The sequence below is a fragment of the Chitinophaga sp. W2I13 genome, from assembly GCF_050434005.1.
GTDB lineage: Bacteria > Bacteroidota > Bacteroidia > Chitinophagales > Chitinophagaceae > Chitinophaga.
The window spans coordinates 1,021,310-1,041,669 of the sequence record NZ_JBNPWD010000001.1 but is presented as its reverse complement, the minus strand read 5'-3'; the positions used below and the strand labels follow the sequence as shown (position 1 = coordinate 1,041,669).

General features: G+C 47.4%; 19 protein-coding genes. 6 read left to right on the top strand and 13 right to left on the bottom strand.

The features are described 5' to 3' along the window. Nucleotides 1-41: 41 nt before the first annotated feature. Entirely contained in the window at nt 42-2,312 is a 2,271-nt protein-coding gene (locus tag QFZ48_RS04135) for an aconitate hydratase (protein WP_429061249.1), read from the bottom strand. Between the two features lie 209 nt (nt 2,313-2,521). On the opposite strand from QFZ48_RS04135, the gene QFZ48_RS04130 reads away from it, so the two are divergent. Next, nucleotides 2,522-2,743, top strand: a complete 222-nt coding sequence (locus QFZ48_RS04130) for a PspC domain-containing protein (RefSeq protein WP_079468922.1) — start codon at nt 2,522-2,524, stop codon at nt 2,741-2,743. Between the two features lie 70 nt (nt 2,744-2,813). Here the strand turns inward: QFZ48_RS04130 and QFZ48_RS04125 are convergent, their stop codons facing one another. Together QFZ48_RS04125 and kdsA are read right to left on the bottom strand one after the other, a co-directional pair. Continuing rightward, nucleotides 2,814-3,215 carry a hypothetical protein gene (locus QFZ48_RS04125; RefSeq protein ID WP_429045525.1) on the bottom strand — a complete coding sequence of 134 codons (402 nt, stop codon included), beginning with the start codon at nt 3,213-3,215 and terminating at the stop codon, nt 2,814-2,816. A 119-nt stretch (nt 3,216-3,334) separates the two neighbouring features. Beyond that, nucleotides 3,335-4,156: a 3-deoxy-8-phosphooctulonate synthase gene (kdsA, locus tag QFZ48_RS04120; RefSeq protein WP_370909788.1), complete on the bottom strand. Its 822-nt coding sequence runs from the start codon at nt 4,154-4,156 to the stop codon at nt 3,335-3,337. 245 nt (nt 4,157-4,401) lie between these two features. Between kdsA and QFZ48_RS04115 the strand changes: the two genes are divergently transcribed. Then, the gene (locus QFZ48_RS04115) at nt 4,402-5,340 is read left to right on the top strand and encodes an NAD-dependent epimerase/dehydratase family protein (protein ID WP_429045527.1); all 939 of its coding nucleotides are present in this window, start codon (nt 4,402-4,404) and stop codon (nt 5,338-5,340) included. A 224-nt stretch (nt 5,341-5,564) separates the two neighbouring features. On the opposite strand, the gene QFZ48_RS04110 is transcribed toward QFZ48_RS04115, so the two are convergent. The 9 genes from QFZ48_RS04110 to QFZ48_RS04070 form a co-directional block, all read right to left on the bottom strand. Continuing rightward, entirely contained in the window at nt 5,565-6,815 is a 1,251-nt protein-coding gene (locus tag QFZ48_RS04110; protein WP_429045529.1) for a sulfate adenylyltransferase subunit 1, read from the bottom strand. Nucleotides 6,816-6,896: 81 nt separating this feature from the next. After that, a complete protein-coding gene (cysD, locus tag QFZ48_RS04105) occupies nt 6,897-7,805 on the bottom strand; it encodes a sulfate adenylyltransferase subunit CysD (RefSeq protein WP_370909791.1) in 909 nt (302 codons plus the stop codon). 35 nt (nt 7,806-7,840) lie between these two features. Then, entirely contained in the window at nt 7,841-8,524 is a 684-nt protein-coding gene (locus QFZ48_RS04100) for a phosphoadenylyl-sulfate reductase (protein ID WP_429061247.1), read from the bottom strand. A 390-nt stretch (nt 8,525-8,914) separates the two neighbouring features. Further along, nucleotides 8,915-9,334 (bottom strand): RrF2 family transcriptional regulator, encoded by a 420-nt coding sequence (locus tag QFZ48_RS04095; protein WP_142683316.1) that lies wholly within the window; start codon nt 9,332-9,334, stop codon nt 8,915-8,917. A gap of 151 nt (nt 9,335-9,485) precedes the next feature. Then, nucleotides 9,486-10,205 carry a 4-hydroxy-tetrahydrodipicolinate reductase gene (gene dapB / locus QFZ48_RS04090; protein WP_370909793.1) on the bottom strand — a complete coding sequence of 240 codons (720 nt, stop codon included), beginning with the start codon at nt 10,203-10,205 and terminating at the stop codon, nt 9,486-9,488. Nucleotides 10,206-10,246: 41 nt separating this feature from the next. Then, complete coding sequence (locus tag QFZ48_RS04085; protein WP_370909794.1) at nt 10,247-10,885, bottom strand: DUF5683 domain-containing protein; 639 nt, start codon at nt 10,883-10,885, stop codon at nt 10,247-10,249. A 61-nt stretch (nt 10,886-10,946) separates the two neighbouring features. Next, nucleotides 10,947-11,864 (bottom strand): ParB/RepB/Spo0J family partition protein, encoded by a 918-nt coding sequence (locus QFZ48_RS04080; RefSeq protein WP_429045534.1) that lies wholly within the window; start codon nt 11,862-11,864, stop codon nt 10,947-10,949. After that, nucleotides 11,848-12,669 (bottom strand): ParA family protein, encoded by an 822-nt coding sequence (locus QFZ48_RS04075; protein ID WP_370909796.1) that lies wholly within the window; start codon nt 12,667-12,669, stop codon nt 11,848-11,850. Before QFZ48_RS04075 ends, QFZ48_RS04080 begins: the two co-directional genes overlap by 17 nt. 66 nt (nt 12,670-12,735) lie before the next feature. Continuing rightward, nucleotides 12,736-13,416 carry a metal-dependent hydrolase gene (locus QFZ48_RS04070; RefSeq protein ID WP_370909797.1) on the bottom strand — a complete coding sequence of 227 codons (681 nt, stop codon included), beginning with the start codon at nt 13,414-13,416 and terminating at the stop codon, nt 12,736-12,738. A gap of 344 nt (nt 13,417-13,760) precedes the next feature. On the opposite strand from QFZ48_RS04070, the gene QFZ48_RS04065 reads away from it, so the two are divergent. From QFZ48_RS04065 to lon, 4 genes are all read left to right on the top strand, one after another. Beyond that, on the top strand, nt 13,761-15,026 hold the full coding sequence (locus QFZ48_RS04065; protein WP_429045536.1) for a metallophosphoesterase: 1,266 nt from the start codon (nt 13,761-13,763) through the stop codon (nt 15,024-15,026). Nucleotides 15,027-15,149: 123 nt separating this feature from the next. Continuing rightward, nucleotides 15,150-16,058, top strand: coding sequence for a hypothetical protein (locus QFZ48_RS04060; protein ID WP_429061245.1), 909 nt, complete (start codon nt 15,150-15,152; stop codon nt 16,056-16,058). A gap of 113 nt (nt 16,059-16,171) precedes the next feature. Beyond that, nucleotides 16,172-16,789 (top strand): porin family protein, encoded by a 618-nt coding sequence (locus tag QFZ48_RS04055; RefSeq protein WP_370909800.1) that lies wholly within the window; start codon nt 16,172-16,174, stop codon nt 16,787-16,789. Between the two features lie 222 nt (nt 16,790-17,011). After that, complete coding sequence (gene lon / locus QFZ48_RS04050; protein WP_429045539.1) at nt 17,012-19,414, top strand: endopeptidase La; 2,403 nt, start codon at nt 17,012-17,014, stop codon at nt 19,412-19,414. Between the two features lie 149 nt (nt 19,415-19,563). On the opposite strand, the gene QFZ48_RS04045 is transcribed toward lon, so the two are convergent. Next, nucleotides 19,564-20,295, bottom strand: a complete 732-nt coding sequence (locus QFZ48_RS04045; RefSeq protein WP_429045541.1) for a pyridoxine 5'-phosphate synthase — start codon at nt 20,293-20,295, stop codon at nt 19,564-19,566. Nucleotides 20,296-20,360 lie beyond the last annotated feature (65 nt).

Here is a 20,360-nt window from a genome sequence, read left to right as displayed (position 1 = left end):
GAAAAAATTCCTGCCCGTTTCTTTTATGCTGAGTAGCCTGATTAAGCTTTTTTCGCAGCTTCTGCACGGATTACGTTCAGTGCGCCACCGGCTTTAAACCACTCGATCTGTTGTTCGTTGTACGTGTGGTTTACAGGGAATTCGCTGGTGCTGCCATCTTTATGATGAAGCACAACAGTGAGTTGTTTACCTGGAGCGAAGGTCGTAAGACCCAGGATGTCGATGGTATCATCTTCCTGGATCAGGTCATAATCTTCTTTGTTAGCGAAGGTCAGACCCAGCATGCCTTGTTTTTTCAGGTTGGTTTCGTGGATACGGGCGAAAGATTTCACCAGGATGGCACGAACGCCGAGGTGACGGGGTTCCATAGCAGCGTGTTCGCGGCTGGAGCCTTCACCGTAGTTTTCATCACCTACTACCACTGCACCGAAGCCGTGTGCTTTGTAGTCGCGCATGGTAGCAGGTACTGCACCATATTCGCCGGTAATGGAATTTTTAACGGTATCGCTTTTATCGTTGAATGCGTTGATCGCACCAATGAGCATATTGTTGGAGATGTTATCCAGGTGACCGCGGTATTTCAGCCATGGACCAGCCATAGAGATATGATCCGTGGTACATTTACCTTTTGCTTTGATGAGCAGTTTCAATCCTTTCAGATCGGTGCCTTCCCATGCAGCAAATGGCGCCAGGAGTTGTAAACGGTCGGAGGTAGGGGATACTTTCACCTGAACACCGCTACCATCGGCAGCAGGGGCCTGGTAACCGGCATCTTCCACGGCAAAACCTTTTGGAGGCAGTTCAAAACCTACCGGTTCGTCCAGCATTACTTCTTCACCGTTTTTGTTTTTCAGCTTGTCGGTCAGCGGGTTGAAGGTAAGATCACCTGCGATCGCCAGTGCTGTTACGATTTCCGGAGAAGCCACAAATGCGTGGGTAGAAGCGTTACCATCATTTCTCTTCGCGAAGTTACGGTTGAAGGAAGTGATGATAGAGTTTTTACGGGTAGGGTCATCGATATGACGGGCCCACTGACCGATACACGGACCGCAGGCATTTGCCAGTACCACACCGCCTACCTGGTCAAAGGTATTCAGTAAACCGTCTCTTTCGATGGTGAAACGTACCAGTTCAGAGCCGGGAGTGATGGTGTATTCAGATTTCATTTCCAGGTGCTTGTCGATGGCCTGTTGTGCCAGGGAAGCAGAGCGGGAAATATCTTCGTAGGAAGAGTTGGTGCAGGAACCGATGAGGGCTACTTCCAGTTTTTCAGGCCAGTTGTTTTCTTTTACTGCCTGTGCAAATTTGGAGATAGGCCATGCCAGATCCGGGGTGAACGGACCGTTTACATAAGGTTCCAGTTCGTCCAGGTTGATTTCGATCACCTGGTCGTAGTATTTGGAAGGATCTGCATATACATCTGTATCAGGGCGGAGATGGTCTCTTACTTCATCAGCCAGGGCAGCCACTTCTGAGCGACCGGTGATTTTCAGGTAATCGGCCATTTTGCTGTCGTACGCAAACAGGGAACAGGTAGCGCCGATTTCAGCACCCATGTTACAAATGGTTGCCTTACCGGTAGCGCTGAAGCTATCCGCACCTTCGCCGAAGTATTCCACGATAGCGCCGGTACCACCTTTTACGGTGAGGATACCTGCTACTTTCAGGATAATATCTTTGGCAGAAGTCCAACCGCTCATTTTGCCTGTCAGTTTCACACCGATCAATTTCGGCATTTTCAGCTCCCATGGTAAGCCGGCCATTACGTCAACCGCGTCAGCACCGCCAACACCAATCGCCACCATGCCTAAACCGCCGGCATTAGGGGTGTGGGAGTCGGTACCGATCATCATACCACCCGGAAACGCATAGTTTTCCAGCACTACCTGGTGAATGATACCAGCGCCTGGTTTCCAGAAACCGATGCCGTATTTATCAGAAATTGAGGAAAGGAAATCGTAAACTTCTTTATTGGTGTCAATAGCCGTTGCCAGATCTTCTGTAGCGCCTACTTTAGCCTGAATGAGGTGATCACAATGAACAGTGGAGGGAACCGCAACTTTATCACGACCGCAGGTCATAAACTGGAGCAATGCCATCTGGGCGGTTGCATCCTGCATAGCTACGCGATCCGGCGCAAATTCAACATAAGATTTGCCTCTTTCGTAGGGCGTGGTAGTCGGTGCATACAAGTGAGCGTACAAAATCTTCTCAGCCAGTGTCAGCGGGCGACCCAGCATTTTACGGGTTGCTTCCACCTTACCCGGGAGTGCCGCATACACTTTTTTAATCATGTCAATATCAAACACCATGGGAAAAAAATTATTTAAGAGCGGTTAAAAATTGCTCGCAAAATTAACTAAAATCAGCAAGTTTTTAAATTAAATACTTAACATCGGGTCAACTACCTGAAAACTTCCTGTACTTTTAAAGTTCCCCTGATATTCAACGCGGTACAGGGAATAGCCCTGCCAGCCGTTTTTTCCTTGTTTTTCCAGCCGGAATTTGATAAATTTGAAGTATGAACCGGATAAAAGACTTTGTGGAATGGAAGGCGTTCGGTGTATGTGCCGCTATAGGAGATAAACTTGGCGTAGCCACGTCCCGTATTCGCATCTTTTTCATTTATGCCACTTTCCTGACAATGGGCTCCCCACTCATTGTATACATGATTCTTGCCTTTTGGGTAAATATGAAGAATTACATTCTAAATGCCCGGAGGAATCCACTGCGTTATTTATAAGTTATTGATATAAAGAAAAGAGGTGGTTCGCGTTATCCGTGAACCACCTCTTTTCTTTTAAATATTTTCCTTATTCCAGGTGAAACAATGTCATCTGTTGATAATGGTTCTGCAATTCATTTAACGTGATCGGCTCTGTGAGATTCCTGGTTTCATCCCGGTAATGCAGCTGCATCAGCGGTTTGCTGCCTTCTTCAAACCAGCGGATAGAGAATGGTCCTCTCACATACAATGTTCCTCCTGCTTTCGACGATGCCGTTTCATCTTTATGAAATTGCAGTTTCAGCAGGGTGGCCTCGGTCAGATGAATAGGTTCCAGGTTATCAAGATCGTACCAGAACTCATTTTCATCCGTAGCCACCAACACTTTCTTGTCCTCATGATCTACCTGCAAAATCTTCCCTTCCTTTTCTGTCCCGCCATAATTTGTGATAATGGTATCACCTGATTTTAATTCGTGGATATTAATCATAGTGAACTGAGTTTTATGTGTTTCATGAATTTACTGAAAAAAGTGCAAAGCTTCATGTAAAGAAAAAAGCTATTACCACCGGAAGATGATAATAGCTTTTTTGCTTTATGTGGTTTGGATTAAAACTTTCTCACTACCTGGCGGAGTTCCACCAGTTGTTCCAGTAATGGTTCCAGTAAATCCAGGCGGAGCATGTTGGCGCCGTCGGATTTTGCGCAGGAAGGATCGGGGTGGGTTTCAATGAACAGGCCATCTGCGCCGGTAGCAATGGCTGCTCTGGCGATGGTGCTGATCATTTGCGGGTTACCACCGGTTACGCCGCTGGTTTGGTTGGGCTGTTGTAAGGAGTGGGTACAATCCATTACCACGGGCTCACCCAGGTGTTTCATGATGGGGATATTGCGGTAGTCCACTACCAGGTCCTGGTAGCCGAAGGTGGTACCACGTTCGGTGAGGATGATATGATCATTACCGGCTCCCTTGATTTTTTCCACGGCAAATTTCATGGATTCGCCGCTGAGGAACTGTCCCTTCTTTACATTTACTACCTTGCCTGTTTCTGCGGCGGCCAGCAGGATGTCTGTTTGGCGGCAGAGGAAGGCAGGGATTTGCAATACATCCACGTAAGCGGCTGCCATAGCAGCTTCTGCGGCGGAGTGAATATCTGAAGTAACCGGAACATTAAAAGTTTTACCAATTTTCTGCAGCAGTTCCAGTCCTTCCACATCACCGATTCCGGTGAAGGAATGCACGCTGGTACGATTTGCTTTACGGTAAGAAGCCTTGAAAATATAAGGGATCGCTAATCTTTTACAGATGGTGGATACTTTTTCCGCCACTTCCATTAAAATGGATTCTTCTTCAATCACACAGGGACCAGCAATCAGGAAGAAATTTTCGGGGTTGTATTGCTCTTTGAATAAAGATTTTAAATGCTTCATATCTTGAAAAAATTGTGTCATTTAATTGAAGGTGCAAAGATAGGCATTCTCTGGCAAAGGGAGGTGATGAAGCCACGCTATTTGGGGTAATTGTCATAACATTGTAATCCGAAAACCATGTGCATAACCTGGCGTTAATTTTATTGTTATAGCATTGTCATGCGCTGAGGCGGGGTGAATGGAAATAGCTGCGAACCCGTTAATATTACGGTCCGATTTAAAATAGCTTACAATTATATTTTTGTATGAAGAAAGATAAGATACTAGTTATAGGCGCCTGCGGACAAATTGGCGTGGAGCTCACCCTGGCCTTAAGAAAGATGTATGGGGATGCAAATGTGCTGGCTTCAGATCTGCGTGAAGAGCATGATTTGCTGAAAGGAACCGGTCCGTATGTGTCGCTGGATGTGATGAACAAGGAGATGCTGCATGTGTTGGTGATCCGTCATAATATCACCCAGATCTATCTGCTGGCGGCGATCCTGTCGGCCACCGGTGAAAAGAATCCATTACTGGCGTGGCATATTAACATGCAAAGCCTGTTGAACGTACTGGATATTGCGAAAGAAGAAAACCTCGATAAAATATACTGGCCAAGTTCCATCGCGGTATTTGGTCCTAACTCACCATCGCAGGAAACGCCTCAGCACACGGTAATTGAGCCTACCACCATTTATGGTATCAGCAAATTTGCGGGTGAGCGCTGGTGCGAATACTACAACCACCGCTTTGGTGTGGACGTAAGAAGCTTACGTTACCCTGGCCTGATCAGCTATAAATCGGCGCCCGGCGGCGGTACCACTGATTATGCCATTGAAATTTTCCATGAGGCGAAAGAGCATCAGAAATATACCAGCTTCCTCTCTGAAAACACGTACCTGCCAATGATGTACATGCCGGATGCGATCCGCGCCACCATTGAGCTAATGGAAGCAGACGCCTCTAAAATAGCAGTACGTTCCGCCTATAACCTGGGCGCCATGAGCTTCTCCCCGAAAGAAATAGGCGCAGAAATAAAGAAACACATTCCCGCCTTCACCATGGCCTATGAACCGGATTACCGTCAGCAAATCGCGGATGGCTGGCCCAACAGTATTGACGACAGCCAGGCACGGGCCGATTGGGGCTGGAAGCCAGAGTTCGACCTGGCGGCAATGACGCGGGACATGCTGGAGCATATATAGGGGATTGCCGCGGATTTTGTCTTGGCTCAGGATTACGCTGATTTTACTGATTACCTGGATTTTTACTTTTGGATTTATAAAGGATTAAGGGAGATAGAAGCGGATATCCGTTCTTATCTCCCTTAAATATTATTAATCTAAAAATCCAAAAAAATCCAAAAGTAAAAATCCAGGTAATCAGTAAAATCAGCGTAATCCTGAGCCAAGACAAAATCCGCGCTGCGCTACCCTTCGATGAAGCCTACCGCTACGGTGGTGTTGTTGAATTCATCGATGAGGATGAAGGCGCCGTTGGCCGGATTGCTCTGGTAAGGATCGGCGAATATGGGTGCTGCGGTTTTCAGCGTAATTCTGCCGATGTCGTTTAGTGTCATGGATGTTTTGTCCGTTACCTGTACGTGGTTGGTTACGTCTGTTACGTAGTTGATCTGCTGCACTTTTGCTTTCACGCGGTTAACGCCATGTTGCAACAGGTAGGTTTTGCCGGAAGTAAGCGGCAGCTGGTCCATCCAGCAGATATTGGCGCTTATTTCTTTTAGTTGCGGTGGTATTTCGTTTGTTTTTACGAGCATGTTACCGCGACTGCTGTCTATTTCACCTTCCAGGGTGATCACCACGCTTTCGCGTGCATGCGCTGCCGGTAGTTGTTTTTCAAATTGCTCAATGGTTTTGATGCGGCTCTTTTGCCCGGAGGGCAGGGAGATCACTTCGTCGCCAACAGAGAAATGCCCGCTGGCCACTTTGCCTGCAAAGCCACGGAAATCGTGGTATTCGGTGGTGCGTGGGCGGATCACGCTTTGAATGGGGAAACGGGCAGGGTGGTTACGGTCTTCATGATCGAAAGACACCTGTTCCAGGTATTCCAGCAGGGTGCTGCCGTTGTACCAGTTGATAGCACCCGTGCGGCTGGCCACGTTTTCGCCATACAGGGAGGAGATGGGAATAAACTTCACTTCCTGTCCTTTAAAACCGGCGTTATCGAGCATTTGCTGGAAATCTTCCACTATCTGGTTAAAGCGGGCTTCGCTGTAATCCACGAGGTCCATTTTATTTACGCAAACCACCAGGTACGGGATACGGAGGAGGTTAGCGATAAAGAAGTGGCGGTGTGTTTGTTCCACGATGCCTCTGCGGGCATCGATGAGGATCAGCGACACCTGTGCATTGGAGGCGCCGGTTACCATGTTGCGGGTATATTCAATATGCCCGGGGGTATCGGCAATGATGTATTTACGGGTAGGGGTGGAGAAGTAGATGTGGGCCACATCTATCGTAATTCCCTGCTCACGTTCTGCTACCAGTCCGTCGGTAAGCAACGACAGGTCTGTAAAGTCCAGTCCTTTGCGTTTGCTGGCAGCGTGGAGCGCTTCCATTTTATCTTGCGGAATAGAATTGGTATCGTATAATAAACGGCCTATTAAGGTACTTTTACCATCGTCTACACTACCGGAAGTGGCTATACGTAAAACCTCCATTATTTTTATTTTTTTGCTTTTAGCGGCTGGCGTTAAAAGATGTGTTTAATTAAGTTAAAGTGTGTGTTACAGGGAATGCTGCTAGAAGTATCCTGCCTGTTTTCTCTTTTCCATAGCGGCTTCAGAACGTTTGTCATCTATACGTGCGCCACGTTCGGAGATCTTTGCTTCCATGATTTCGGCAATGATATCTTCCAGTTTATCGGCTTCAGATAACACGGCGGCGGTACAGGTCATGTCGCCTACGGTACGGAAGCGTACTTTCTGGCGGAAGGGTACTTCGTCGGCAGTGGTATTGAGGAAAGAGGAGTAAGGCCAGTAGAGACCGTCGCGTTCTATAATTTCTCTTTCATGGGAGAAATAGATAGAAGGTATTTCCAGTTTTTCACGAACGATATAATTCCACACGTCCAGTTCTGTCCAGTTGGAGATGGGGAATACGCGTACGTTTTCACCGATATTGATTTTACCGTTGAGGATATCGAACAGTTCGGGACGTTGCATTTTGGCGTTCCATTGACCGAATTCGTCTCTTACGGAGAAAATCCTTTCTTTGGCGCGGGCTTTTTCTTCGTCCCTGCGGGCGCCGCCGATGCAGGCGTCAAATTTTCCTTCTTCGATGGCATCCAGGAGGGTAACGGTTTGGAGGGCGTTTCTGCTGGCGTATTTGCCGGTTTCTTCCTGGGCTTTACCCTGGTCGATGCTGTCCTGTACATTTCTAACGATGATGTCCAGTCCGAGTGAATTCACAAGCCAATCGCGGAATTCGATGGTTTCCGGGAAGTTGTGGCCGGTATCCACGTGAAGCAGGGAGAAAGGAATTTTACCGGGATAAAATGCTTTCTGTGCCAGTCGTACGAGTGTAATTGAATCCTTGCCTCCGGAGAACAGGAGCACTGGTTTTTCGAACTGTGCTACTGTTTCGCGGAGTATATAAATGGCTTCATCTTCCAGTGCCTGAGGAAATTCCCAATTTATTTGATTAGTCATGGACTATAATAATTTATTCTAAAAGCAAATGTTGTTTATCCGTGCAGACCGCATTCTTTCTGCGACTGTTCCCACCACCACCGGCCGGCGCGCGGATTTTCTCCCGGCTCAATGGCGCGTGTACAGGGTGCGCAGCCAATGCTGATGAAGCCTTTATCGTGCAGTTTATTGTAGGGCACGTTATGTTGATCCAGGTAGGCCAGTACTTCGTCGTAGCCCCAGTGGATCAGCGGATTAAATTTATAGAGGTGGCGATGTTCATCCCATCCGAGGATTTCCATGCCTTGCCGGTTTTCGGATTGTTCTGCCCGGAGGCCGGTGATCCATACCTTTACGCCTTCCAGGGCCCGGTTGAGTGGTACAATTTTGCGGATGCCGCAGCATTCTTTGCGGTTTTCCACTGATTCGTAAAAGCTGTTGGGTCCTTTGGCGGAAACCAGTTTTTCTACCGCGGCGGTGTCGGGGTAGAAAACTTCTACAGGTTGTTTATAACGGGCCATGGTGAGGTCCATTACATCGTATGTTTCCTGAAAGAGGCGGCCCGTGTCCAGGGTAAAAACTCTAACCGGCAATTGGTTACGCCAGATAATATCTGATATCACCTGGTCTTCCTGGCCAAAAGAGGTGGAGAATGCTACAGCGCCGGGGTATTGTTCCAGCAGATACTGTATGGCCTCCTCAACCGGTTTATTGACCAGCGCGGTGGTAATGTCTGTCATGTAGATCTTCCTTATTGAATTGATATGTCTAGTGCCAGCGGAGCGATTACGGTCACTCCTTCAACAAAAATACATAAAACCTATAAAAAAGATAGACTAATAAGGTAAAAAATTATTTCTTTCGGGTAAAATGGCTGTGGTGGCGGATGGAAATTGGGCGTGGGTAGAGCCTGGGGGCTATTTACTGTGGACGGGGAAAAGGAGTAGCTTATATGTGCTGCAAGCTGGGGGGGATATCCGCTGTGGACTGAGATAGGAGTGGCTTTACACTGGGAGTATCCGTGCTGTAAACCCGGAGGTGACCTGGAGGGGAGGTGGACTTGATCCTGGAACCTGCTACTGTAGCGGAAAAGCCGGCGTTTGGGCCGGCTCGGATATTTTACACCCTGATTAGCTGTTCCGGGTCAGAATGTCTTTCAAAGTTTTGTTCTCGAGGATTTTCAGGGCGGAGTCCCTTACCCGTCCCATTACTTCGTTGAGGCCGCAAACGGCTTCATCGCGGCAGTTTTCGCAGCGTTCGTAGTAATTGAGGCTTACGCAGGGAAGCAGCGCAATGGGGCCATCGAGCAGGCGGATGATTTTGGCCAGTGCGATCTCTTTTGGAGGTCGCATGAGGTAATAACCGCCACCTTTTCCTTTTTTACTGCCGAGGATGCCGGCATTCTTCAATTCCAGCAAAATATTTTCCAGGAATTTGATAGAGATATTTTTTTCCTGTGCAATTTCAGATATAAGGATAGGGCCTTTATCTACGTTCTCTGCCAGGTGTACTAATGCGTGAAATGCGTATTGCGTTTTTTTCGATAACATACTGACTTTTTTGCATCCCTCCACGGATGAACTAATAGTGCCGTGCACACTTTATATTCCGGCAAAGATAAGCAGTTTTTAGCTGCCAGCAGTGAGTGGCTGGCTTTTAGCCACCGGAGCGGTATCCGGCGGCTAATGCGTTTAGCTGCTGCTATCCTAAATTCAATACATCCCGCATGGTGAACACGCCGGTTTTACCTTTCAGCCATTCTGCCGCTACTACTGCGCCGGCTGCAAAGCCTTCGCGGGAATGGGCGGTGTGGGTGATGGTAATATCGTCGATGGCGGAGGTGTAATTTACAGTGTGTGTACCCGGCGCCGGATCAATCCTTTTAGAGATGATGGGAAGGGCTTCCGGTTGGTTGCTTTCTTCGTTTACCCAGCCGGTTTTACGGGGCAGGGAGGCCAGCACCTGTTCTGCCAGTGTAATGGCGGTACCGCTTGGCGCATCCTTTTTATGGGTATGATGGATTTCTTCCATCTGTACGTTGTATTGTGGCTGGCTGGCCATGAGGGCTGCCAGTTTCTTATTCAGTTCAAAGAAGATATTAACGCCGATGCTGAAATTGGTGGCGTGGAGGAATGCCTGGTTTTTTTCCAGGCAAAGCGCTTTTATTTCCGGCAGTTTATCGAGCCAGCCGGTGGTACCGGATACTACGGGTACATTTGCCTCGAAGCACTTTACGATGTTGTGGTAAGCTGTTTCAGGGGTGGTAAACTCGATGGCTACATCTGCCTGGCCGAGGTGTTCTTTTTCCAGCAGGTGTTTGCTGTTGACGTCTACCCGGAGTATTATCTCATGTCCTTTGGCAGTGGCAATAGCATCTATTGCCTGTCCCATTTTACCATATCCGATGAGCGCTATTTTCATGACCCTTGCAAGTTGTATTTAAGTGGATGTATTAATGATGATCAGCGGCCGGCAAAGTACCGGCTTTTGGTCTTTTTGCCGCCGATGGAAATGTTGATGCCGATGCCCAGTGTACGGTTGTTGATCAGTGTGGGAGAAACGCGCATACTCAGGTCGTCTGACATATCAAAGTTGCGGAGGTGTGCGAATACCGTGGCGTCTATAATGTTTACGCCATAGGCCAGGATGAAGAACAACACGGAATAGTCCACATACTGCCGGAACTGGTCGCGGCCCAGCTTCAGTGATTCCGTATCATAAGGTTTGGTATCCGGGCTGGTGTCGTTTGTATCCGGGTTGCCGTCTACCCGGAGGCGGTAGGCATCGCGGTACAGTTTGTAGGTCTTCATATTATCCACGAAGAAATACACACAGGTGCCGATGGCGGCGTATGCGAGCGGAATTTTCCAGTATTCCCTGTTATATGCCTGTCCCAGACCTGGCACCACGGCGGAGTAAAGGGCTGCTTTACGCGGGCTGTGGGGGAGTTTGGAATCGGGAATATAGGCGCTGTCGGTGAAGATGGCTTTATTGGCTTTCACGGTATCCGTACCTGGAGCAGGGATGGGCCGGATGAGCGTATCCATTGTTTTGGCCACCGGGCGCAGGGTATCCTGCTGCGCGTGCAATGGCGCTGCCATTACAACCGCGATTAAAAACAACAAAGAGTATCGTAGTGAATGAAATATGTAATGCGCCTTATTAGCCACCGTATATATCTATTTTTTCGAGGATACTATCCAGCTCTTCATCCGAATAGAATTCAATTAAGATGCTGCCTTTACCGTTTTTTCCCCTGTCCAGTTTTACTTTGGTAGAGAAGTGAGTGGCCAGTTTGTCCTGTATTTTCTGAAAAGCAGGAGGTAGTTTTACTTTGCCAGCTTTTTGCTGATGATTTTTATCGGCCTGATTGATGGTGCGGGCCAGTTCTTCTGTTTGGCGTACTGACAATCCGTTTTTCAGGATTTCGTTATACAGGAAAAGTTGGTTTTCCACATTTTCCACGCCGGTGAGTACGCGGGCGTGGCCCATGCTCAGCTGGCCGTTGCGAACGGCTACCTGGATATCCGGCGGCAGTTTCAGCAGGCGTATATAGTTGGTAACGGTACTTCTTTCTTTGCCCATGCGGTCGGCCACCTGTTCCTGGGTGAGACTGCATTCATCCATAAGCCTTTTATAGCTGAGTCCAACTTCAATGGCGTTGAGGTTTTCCCGTTGCAGGTTTTCCAGCAGGGCGAGTTCCAGAAGTTCCTGGTCGTTTACCTGGCGGATATAAGCGGGAATATCTTTGAGGCCGGCAAGTTTGCTGGCTCTCAGGCGCCGTTCACCGGCGACCAGCTGGAATTTTTTGGCGCTGATCCTGGATACGGTGATGGGTTGGATAACATCGTGCAGCTTGATCGACTGGCTTAGCTCCTGTAAAGAAACCTCATCAAAGTCACGACGCGGCTGTTTCGGATTGGTGGCAATCAGATCCAGCGATATGCGTTCAATACCGGTAGCAGCAGCTACTACCTTATCACCCAGGGCGCCGGCAGTTTGCTTCAGATCTGTATCCATGTTCTGAAGCAGTGAGCGGATGCCTTTGCCTAACGCCTCTTTCTTACTTGGATTGGTCATCGTTAATAGCTAGGATTTTGTCTTTAGATTTAATTTTGGTGAAATTATGTTTCTGCAGGATTTCCTTGGCCAGGTTGAGATAGTTAATCGCACCTGTGCTGGCTGCATCATACATAATAACGGATTTGCCGAAGCTGGGAGCTTCTCCCAGTTTGGTATTGCGGTGGATGATGGTGTTGAACACACTTTCTTCGAAATGTTGTTTTACTTCATCCACTACCTGGTTGCTGAGGCGCAGACGGCCATCGTACATGGTCATCAGGATGCCTTCAATTTCCAGTTCTATATTCAGCCGGCTTTGTACAATTTTGATGGTGTTGAGCAGTTTGCCGAGTCCTTCGAGTGCAAAAAATTCGCACTGCACGGGTATGATCACCGAGTTAGACGCCACGAGGGCATTTACGGTGATAAGGCCGAGGGAAGGGGAGCAGTCAACAATAACGAAGTCGTAGTCCGCTTCCACGGTGTCGATCACCTGTTTCATCACCCTTTCCCTGTTGGGATGGTTGATGAGTTCCAGTTCTGCGCCTACGAGATCTATATGGGAAGGCAATACCTTCAGGTTGGGAGTATCTGATTCCAGGATAACATCTTTGGCCAGCACGTCGTTCACCATACAATCGTACAGGCTCTGCTGCACATTGCGCAGGTCGAAACCCAGCCCTGTGGTGCTGTTTGCCTGCGGGTCGGCGTCAACCAGCAGTGTCTTAAATTCCAGCACAGCCAGGCTGCTTGCCAGGTTTATTGCACTTGTAGTTTTTCCTACGCCACCTTTTTGGTTAGCGATTGCGATTATTCTAGCCATTGTGTAATTTAAAAATTCAAGGTTATTTATAGGATAAAGGATAAATCAGCTATGATCACTTCTTCCTCAAACCTCTATAGTACTGCCTATTTCAGGCAGTAACAGTTCAAGCCCGGCATCAATAAACTGCATCTTTGCTTCGTCTGTGTCAATCTTAACGTAGCCGAAAGTGTTGTAGTGTACCCCTATTATTTTCTCACATTCTATCATTTCAGCGGCCGCAATGGCATCTTCGATGCCCATGGTGAAGTTATCGCCAATTGGCAGTACTGCAAAATCCAGGGAAGTAACAGCTGGTATCAGCTCCATATCCACGGTGAGTGCGGTATCGCCGGCATAATAAAAATTCCCTTCTTCCGTCATAAATATGAAACCCATGGGATTACCGCCGTAGGTTCCATCGGGTAAACTGCTGGAATGTTGTGCCACCACGCATTTTACCGTACCAAAGTCAAACTTCCATTTCCCGCCGGTATTCATGGGATGTACCTTTTCGATTCCCTGTTTACCTGCCCAGGTGGCAATTTCAAAATTGGATACTACTGTTGCATTTGTCCGTTTTGCCAGGTCTACCAGGTCGGCCGTATGATCTTCATGTCCGTGGGAAACAAAAATATAATCCGCCGTTATGGCATGGATATCCACCTTAGCCGCCAGTTCGTTATGGGTGATGAAAGGATCAAAAAGGATCTTTTTCCCCATAATCTCCACCGCAAAACAGGAATGTCCATAGCAAGTATACTTCATAATCAATCCATTTGAATACATCACGACAACTTCGGGGAAATCTGCTCTCCGTCATCCGTGATTAATCTACACCTTATATTTAAAAGTAACTCTATTAAAAGTAGCGTAATCGGACAAAAATACAACGATTACCTAAAATTCGGGCGCTGTAGTATATTTATTTATACACAAAGTGTTCGCAGAACAAGCCCCGTAACCTGTTAACGGGGTAAAAAAAAATAAAACATACAATTCTTCCCGTTGTTATTCGTCTAGTATAATTACAAGCACCGGTTTTAACTTTTCAGACCCGGTTAGTTGTGTTAAATTGCTTCATTATTAGGCATCTATATTAAATTTCTATAATGCGACCCGGACTGAATTCCGTCATACTCATTGTTTTCCTGCTGTTGCTGGATATTTACGTTTTCCAGGCCATCAGGGCCATGGTGTACATGTCTACTCCAAAAGTAAGGAACATCACTTATTCCATTTACTGGTTTATATCTCTCAGCTGTGTGGTGATGATAGCGTTGTTGCCGTATATCAATTGGCATAACTGGTCGCCTACGCTCAAATCCTACCTGATGGCGATTTTCATGGGCCTGGTGCTGGCAAAGCTGCTGGTGACCGTGTTCCTGCTGATAGATGACATCAGAAGAGGGGTATTGTGGCTGATCCGCAAATTCAGCAGTGCACCCGCGGCGACTGCAAGCCCGGCAGCGGGCGGATTATCGCGTTCACAGTTTATTAACCGGCTGGGACTCATCACCGGAGGCGCTTTTTTTGGTACGCTGTTGTACGGCTTCTCCAATAAATACAACTACCGGGTACATAAAATAAAAATGGCCTTTAAGCATTTGCCGGCCTCTTTTAAAGGACTGCGCATTGTGCAGATCTCTGATATCCATTCCGGCAGCTTTGCTAACCGGGAGGCAGTTATGAAGGGGATTAAAATGATCAATGATCAGAAGGCCGACCTGGTGCTGTTTACCGGTGACCTGGTTAATGACCGGGCGGTGGAAATGGCGGAATGGCTGGATGTATTCCGGGAGGTGAAAGCCCCGATGGGCGTGTATTCCACCCTGGGTAACCACGACTATGGCGATTATTACCCCTGGCCGGATAAAAACGCCAATGGCTACAGTGCGTTGCAGCACCAGAACCTGGAGGAATTGAAAGCGGTACATGGCAAGCTGGGCTGGAAGCTGATGATGAACGAGAACGTAGTGCTGGACCGCAACGGTGAGCAGATTGCGCTGATTGGTATTGAAAACTGGAGCGCCATCAAACGTTTTCCCCGTTACGGCGATCTGAAAAGGGCTTACGAAGGAGCAGAACATATACCGTTTAAAATTTTGCTGTCGCACGACCCCACCCACTGGGATGCGCAGGTGCGTACAGAGTATCCCGACATTGCCCTGATGCTGGCGGGCCATACCCACGGTATGCAGTTTGGTGTGGAGATACCCGGTTTGAAATGGAGTCCTGCCCAATATTTTTATAAAGAGTGGGCCGGGTTATATAAGAAGGGCGAGCAGTTCCTGTATGTAAACAGGGGCTTCGGGTTTCTTGGCTATCCAGGAAGAGTGGGTATTTTGCCGGAAATTACGGTGATCGACCTGGTATAAGAAGGTATTGTGCGCATTGACCGACAGAAAAGCATTGTTTAACCACACATTCGTCCTGTTCGCGGATGCCGGGTTAAATGAAAGTGATTTACGCTTATCTTGCAGCGACGTACTTTTTAAAACATGCGCCTATACTTCTTTACCTTCCTGTTGTTATGTAGCCGTGTAGCATCGGGACAAAGCCTGGCAGAGCTGGAGCGACAGCTGGATTCGCTGTTGCAGAAACAGCAGAAAAGCGAAGTAGTGGCCGGTATCGGGTACGGGAACAATCCTGCTTATGGCAGTAAAGTAGCTAACTTTGAATATCCCCTCGTTTTAAAAACATTCATCGCACCTTCTTTAAGTTATTATCACAAAAGCGGGCTGTATGCCGGCGTTAGCGCGTATTATCTTTTTAACTCGGTAAATAAGCCCTGGTTTGAATGGGACTTCACCGCCGGTTACGACTATACGAAAAACAGGAACTTTCTTACTGGTATCTCTTATACAAAGTATATTTTCGCCGATTCTTCAGATGTGCCTTCCACCCCGATCAAGAATGAAATTTTTGCCTACTTCTATTACCGGAAGTGGTGGGTGCAACCCGGTTTGAGCCTGGATTACGGCTGGGGAAAGCATGTATCGGAGGGCTTGTATACCAAAGAAACGCTGCATGGCAATGATTTCAATGTGATAGCGTCTGTAAGGCATCCTTTTATTTTTTCCGGCGTGGTGGGTCGGTTTGATGTACTGATGGTGACGCCTTCTGTGAACATGACGCTGGGAACGGCTAACTATTACAGTAATCTCAAAGCATTTCAATATATCAGCCGGTCGCCCCATATGGTGAAGCTCCGCAACCCTTCCGGTGGCGAGCTTAATTTTGAAGATCACACTGAATTTGAACCCCGCGCAATAGATGTTTCCATGAATGTATCCTATTTTATCGGGCGGATAAACCTGGCGCCTTCCTATACGGTTTTTAAGCCCTTAACCGGTACAGATCAGGGTATTATGAGTTACTTCACGGCACGTATTTTATACAGTTTTTGATTTTATTAACAAATAGCACGGAATTTGTAATTACTGGAAATGTAATTACAACATAGGGGTATTTTTTACTCCGGACGTCTATATTTTAACCATTACTAACAATACATAGATTTATGAAAAAACTGTTTTTCGCCGTAGCAGTGCTGATGATAGCTGCTGTTTCAACCGTGTCAACTGTTAATGCACAAACGAAATTCCTTCGCTTTGGTGTGAAGGGGGGTGCTAATCTTGGAAAGCTTGATGGTACCGGTTTTCAGGATGGATTTAAGTTAGGTTATCACATCGGTGGGTTTGCCCAGGTGAATCTGGTGAAAGGATTCGGAGTTCAGGGTGAATTAATCTTCTCTTCTACCAAAACAAAAACTACAGACGATTTCAGTGAAATTTATAATACTGGAAACCTGGAAGATAATGGTAAGAAGATTACTATGAGCTATCTCAGTATTCCTTTGCTGGCCAACATTGACCTGGGAACACCGCGTTTGAAACTACAGGTAGGACCTCAGTTCAGCGCATTAGTGAGCGATAAAAAAGTATTGGGCGCTGCCAATGAAGCATTTAAAGGCGGCGACATTTCCGGTGTAGCCGGTTTGTGGCTGCAACTGCCAATTGTTAATGTGAGTGCACGTTATGTGATTGGCTTTAATGATGTAAACAATTACAAAGATGTAGCTAACACCAGTAACTGGAAAAACCAGAGCATCCAGCTGGGTGTAGGCGTATCCTTCTAGTTTCCCGCGTTCAGCGTTAACTTTTGATGAAGCAGCAAAGATTAAAGTGTATACTTTAACTTTGCTGCTTTTTTGTGATAAAAGGAACGCTGTTGCGCGTTCTTCCGTTCCTGCCAGAGCGTCACTTGGCATCAAACTTGACTATATAGGGATACATAAAAAAACGAGGACTTTTGCCGGGTTGTATGACAGAATGTCCTCATGAGGCTTTAAATATCTCAGATGAACAGATTTTATTTAGGAAATTCGGAAGATGAAATGGAGTTCATGCCTATTATCCCTTTGAATGAAGACGGGGAAGGACAGGAGGATGAAAAGATTCCCGATGAACTGGCATTATTACCATTACGAAATACAGTATTATTTCCGGGTGTTGTGCTGCCGATTACGGTGGGCCGGGATAAATCCATAAAAGCGGTCAATGACGCCTACAAAACAGACAAGTCGATCGGGGTGGTAGCGCAGAAAGACAGTACGATAGAAGATCCGGGTGTGGCAGATCTGAGTGAAGTGGGTACCGTGGCGCGTATTGTAAAGCTCATTAAAATGCCTGATGGTGGCACCACTATCATCATACAGGGCCGCAAGCGCTTTAAGATAGACGAGATAGTGACGGAAGATCCCTATTTCAAAGCCAAGATCAGTGTATTGCACGATGAAGCGGCGGAAGACGATTCAGAATTTGAAGCGTATATATCTTCCATCAAAGACCTGGCAGCACAGATCATCCAGCTTTCTCCCAACCTGCCTTCAGAAGCAAGCATCATTTTAAAGAACATTGAGAATCCTTCTTTCCTGGTGCATTTTGTTTCTTCCAACCTGAACTCAGATCTGAAAGAGAAGCAGCAGTTACTGGAGATCAATAACCTCCGTACCCGTGCGGAATTGCTGATGAAACTGTTGCAAACAGAATTACAGCTGGCAGAGCTCAAGAATAAAATTACCAACAAAACCAAGGCCGACCTGGACAAGCAGCAGCGGGATTATTTCCTGCAGCAGCAGATGAAGTCGATCAAGGAAGAACTGGGTGGAGATGCCAACGACCGGGAGCTGAAGGAAATGAAGCGCAAGGCGGAAGAAAAGAAATGGCCGGCTGCCGCTGCGGAAGCTTTTGCGAAGGGGATTGAGAAACTGGAGCGTATGCATCCGAGCACACCGGATTACAGCGTGGTATATAATCACCTGGATCTGTTGCTGGACCTGCCCTGGGGCGAGTACACCACGGATAGTTATGATCTGAAGAAGGCGAAGAAGATACTGGACCATGACCATTATGGCATGGAGAAAATAAAGGAGCGCATCCTGGAATACCTGGCAGTGCTGAAACTGAAGGGGGATATGAAGTCACCCATTCTGTGTTTCGTAGGCCCTCCGGGTATTGGTAAAACTTCCCTGGGCCGATCTATTGCCAACGCTGTTGGCCGTAAATATGTTCGCCTGAGCCTGGGTGGTTTGCACGATGAAAGTGAGATCCGCGGGCACCGTAAAACCTATATCGGCGCTATGCCGGGCAGGGTGGTACAGTCGATCCGTAAAATCAAATCGTCGAACCCGGTGATGATCCTCGATGAAATTGATAAGATTGGTAACGATATGCGCGGCGATCCAAGTTCCGCATTGCTGGAGGTACTGGACCCTGAGCAGAATGCTACTTTCTACGACAATTACCTGGAGCTGGAGTACGACCTGAGCAAGGTGTTGTTCATTGCTACCGCCAATAGTATCAGTTCTATTCACCCGGCGCTGCGTGACAGGTTGGAGATTATTGATCTGAGCGGGTATTCCATTGAAGAAAAAGTAGAGATTGCCAAGAGGCACCTGTTGCCCAAGCAAAAGGATGCACATGGTTTGAAGGATACGAAGGTAAAGATCAGCAATACGGTGATAGAGCAATTGATTGCCGATTACACCCGTGAAAGTGGGGTGCGTGAGCTTGACCGGCAGTTTGCCGCTATTATGCGCAACCTGGCGAAGCAGGTGGCGATGGATGAGAAATTACCGGATGCGTTAACCGAAGAGGGGCTTCAGAAGATATTGGGTAAACCCCGTTATTCCAATGAAATCTATAAGGTAGGTAATCCGCCGGGAGTAGCGGTGGGGCTTGCCTGGACCTATGTAGGCGGGGATATCCTGTTTATAGAAAGCAGTTTGAGCGAGGGTAAGGGTGATCTGAAGCTGACGGGTAACCTGGGTAATGTGATGAAGGAGTCGGCTGTTACAGCGCTGACTTATCTGCAATCCCATGCAGAGGAAGCGGGTATTGATCCGAAGAAGTTTACGCAGAAGAGTGTGCATGTGCATGTGCCGGAGGGCGCTGTTCCAAAGGATGGTCCGAGTGCGGGCATCACGATGCTTACAGCGTTGGCTTCTGTATTTACGGGCCGGAGGGTAAAATCATACCTGGCTATGACGGGTGAGATCACGCTTCGCGGACAGGTGTTACCGGTAGGTGGTATTAAGGAAAAGATACTGGCCGCCAAAAGGGCAGGTATCCGTGAGATTATTCTTTGCTGGCAAAATGAAAAAGATATTAAAGAGATCAATCCATCTTATATTAAGGGGATGAAGTTTCATTATGTAAAGCAAATGAACCAAGTGCTGGAAATAGCGTTATTAAAGAAGTAAGTGTGTAACATTGCTGTCAGTCATGACGGCAAACTATATACTGTTCATACCGGTTTTGTTGTGACCCCGTTATGAACTTCATGTTGATTGTTTTAAGGGTTGATAAAGCCATTCCAATAATACGGAATGGCTTTATTGTTTTGTATAAGTTAGTCGGCCAGTTGTCTTTTATACAGCTGGATGGTATTTTCCAGACCGAAGTAGAGTGCATCTGCCACGAGTGCATGGCCAATGGATACTTCTTTCAGCTGTGGTATATGCAGTTTAAAGAAGCGGAGGTTATCGAGGTTGAGGTCGTGGCCGGCGTTAAGGTCCAGGCCAATAGCGGTGGCTTCTCTTGCCGTATTTTTATAGTCGTTGAATAGCTGCAGGTTTTGCGGCTGTGTGCGTGCGTTCGTATATTCTTCTGCGTAAGGGCCGGTATAGAGTTCTATGCGGTCGGCCCCAGCGGTTTTAGCGCCTTCTACTTTTGTAACATCTGCATTGAGGAAGATGGAGACCCTGATCCCTGCTTTTTTGAGGGTGGAGATCACGTCTTTCAGCTGCGACTGGTATGCGATGGTATCCCACCCGGTGTTGGAGGTGATGGCATCCGGCGGATCGGGGACCAGTGTGCATTGGTGAGGTTTAACCGCCAGTACGAGGTCCATAAAGTCCTGGGAAGGGTATCCTTCGATATTGAACTCTGTGGTGACCAATGGTTTCAGGTCTCTTACATCCTGGTAGCGGATATGGCGTTCATCGGGGCGGGGGTGAACGGTGATGCCGTCGGCGCCGAAGCGTTCACAATCCTGGGCCACTTTTAATATATCCGGTAGATTGCCTCCACGTGCGTTGCGCAGGGTAGCAAACTTGTTGATGTTTACACTCAGCTTTGTCATGTGGCAAAATTACGGCTTTTAGCTTTTACAAAAAATGCAGCGAAGAAAAAGTAGTGACTTCTTCT

Bases quoted from the DNA above. Each gene is read 5' to 3' on its own strand.
- QFZ48_RS04135 (WP_429061249.1), bottom strand. From the start codon at position 2,312: ATGGTGTTTGATATTGACATGATTAAAAAAGTGTATGCGGCACTCCCG.
- QFZ48_RS04060 (WP_429061245.1), top strand. From the start codon at position 15,150: ATGCGCCTATACTTCTTTACCTTCCTGTTGTTATGTAGCCGTGTAGCA.
- QFZ48_RS04110 (WP_429045529.1), bottom strand. From the start codon at position 6,815: ATGGAGGTTTTACGTATAGCCACTTCCGGTAGTGTAGACGATGGTAAA.
- cysD (WP_370909791.1), bottom strand. From the start codon at position 7,805: ATGACTAATCAAATAAATTGGGAATTTCCTCAGGCACTGGAAGATGAA.
- QFZ48_RS04100 (WP_429061247.1), bottom strand. From the start codon at position 8,524: ATGACAGACATTACCACCGCGCTGGTCAATAAACCGGTTGAGGAGGCC.
- QFZ48_RS04125 (WP_429045525.1), bottom strand. From the start codon at position 3,215: ATGATTAATATCCACGAATTAAAATCAGGTGATACCATTATCACAAAT.
- QFZ48_RS04070 (WP_370909797.1), bottom strand. From the start codon at position 13,416: ATGAAGTATACTTGCTATGGACATTCCTGTTTTGCGGTGGAGATTATG.
- QFZ48_RS04055 (WP_370909800.1), top strand. From the start codon at position 16,172: ATGAAAAAACTGTTTTTCGCCGTAGCAGTGCTGATGATAGCTGCTGTT.
- QFZ48_RS04075 (WP_370909796.1), bottom strand. From the start codon at position 12,669: ATGGCTAGAATAATCGCAATCGCTAACCAAAAAGGTGGCGTAGGAAAA.
- QFZ48_RS04115 (WP_429045527.1), top strand. From the start codon at position 4,402: ATGAAGAAAGATAAGATACTAGTTATAGGCGCCTGCGGACAAATTGGC.
- QFZ48_RS04045 (WP_429045541.1), bottom strand. From the start codon at position 20,295: ATGACAAAGCTGAGTGTAAACATCAACAAGTTTGCTACCCTGCGCAAC.
- dapB (WP_370909793.1), bottom strand. From the start codon at position 10,205: ATGAAAATAGCGCTCATCGGATATGGTAAAATGGGACAGGCAATAGAT.
- QFZ48_RS04080 (WP_429045534.1), bottom strand. From the start codon at position 11,864: ATGACCAATCCAAGTAAGAAAGAGGCGTTAGGCAAAGGCATCCGCTCA.
- kdsA (WP_370909788.1), bottom strand. From the start codon at position 4,156: ATGAAGCATTTAAAATCTTTATTCAAAGAGCAATACAACCCCGAAAAT.
- QFZ48_RS04065 (WP_429045536.1), top strand. From the start codon at position 13,761: ATGCGACCCGGACTGAATTCCGTCATACTCATTGTTTTCCTGCTGTTG.
- QFZ48_RS04085 (WP_370909794.1), bottom strand. From the start codon at position 10,885: ATGGCAGCGCCATTGCACGCGCAGCAGGATACCCTGCGCCCGGTGGCC.
- QFZ48_RS04130 (WP_079468922.1), top strand. From the start codon at position 2,522: ATGAACCGGATAAAAGACTTTGTGGAATGGAAGGCGTTCGGTGTATGT.
- QFZ48_RS04095 (WP_142683316.1), bottom strand. From the start codon at position 9,334: ATGTTATCGAAAAAAACGCAATACGCATTTCACGCATTAGTACACCTG.
- lon (WP_429045539.1), top strand. From the start codon at position 17,012: ATGAACAGATTTTATTTAGGAAATTCGGAAGATGAAATGGAGTTCATG.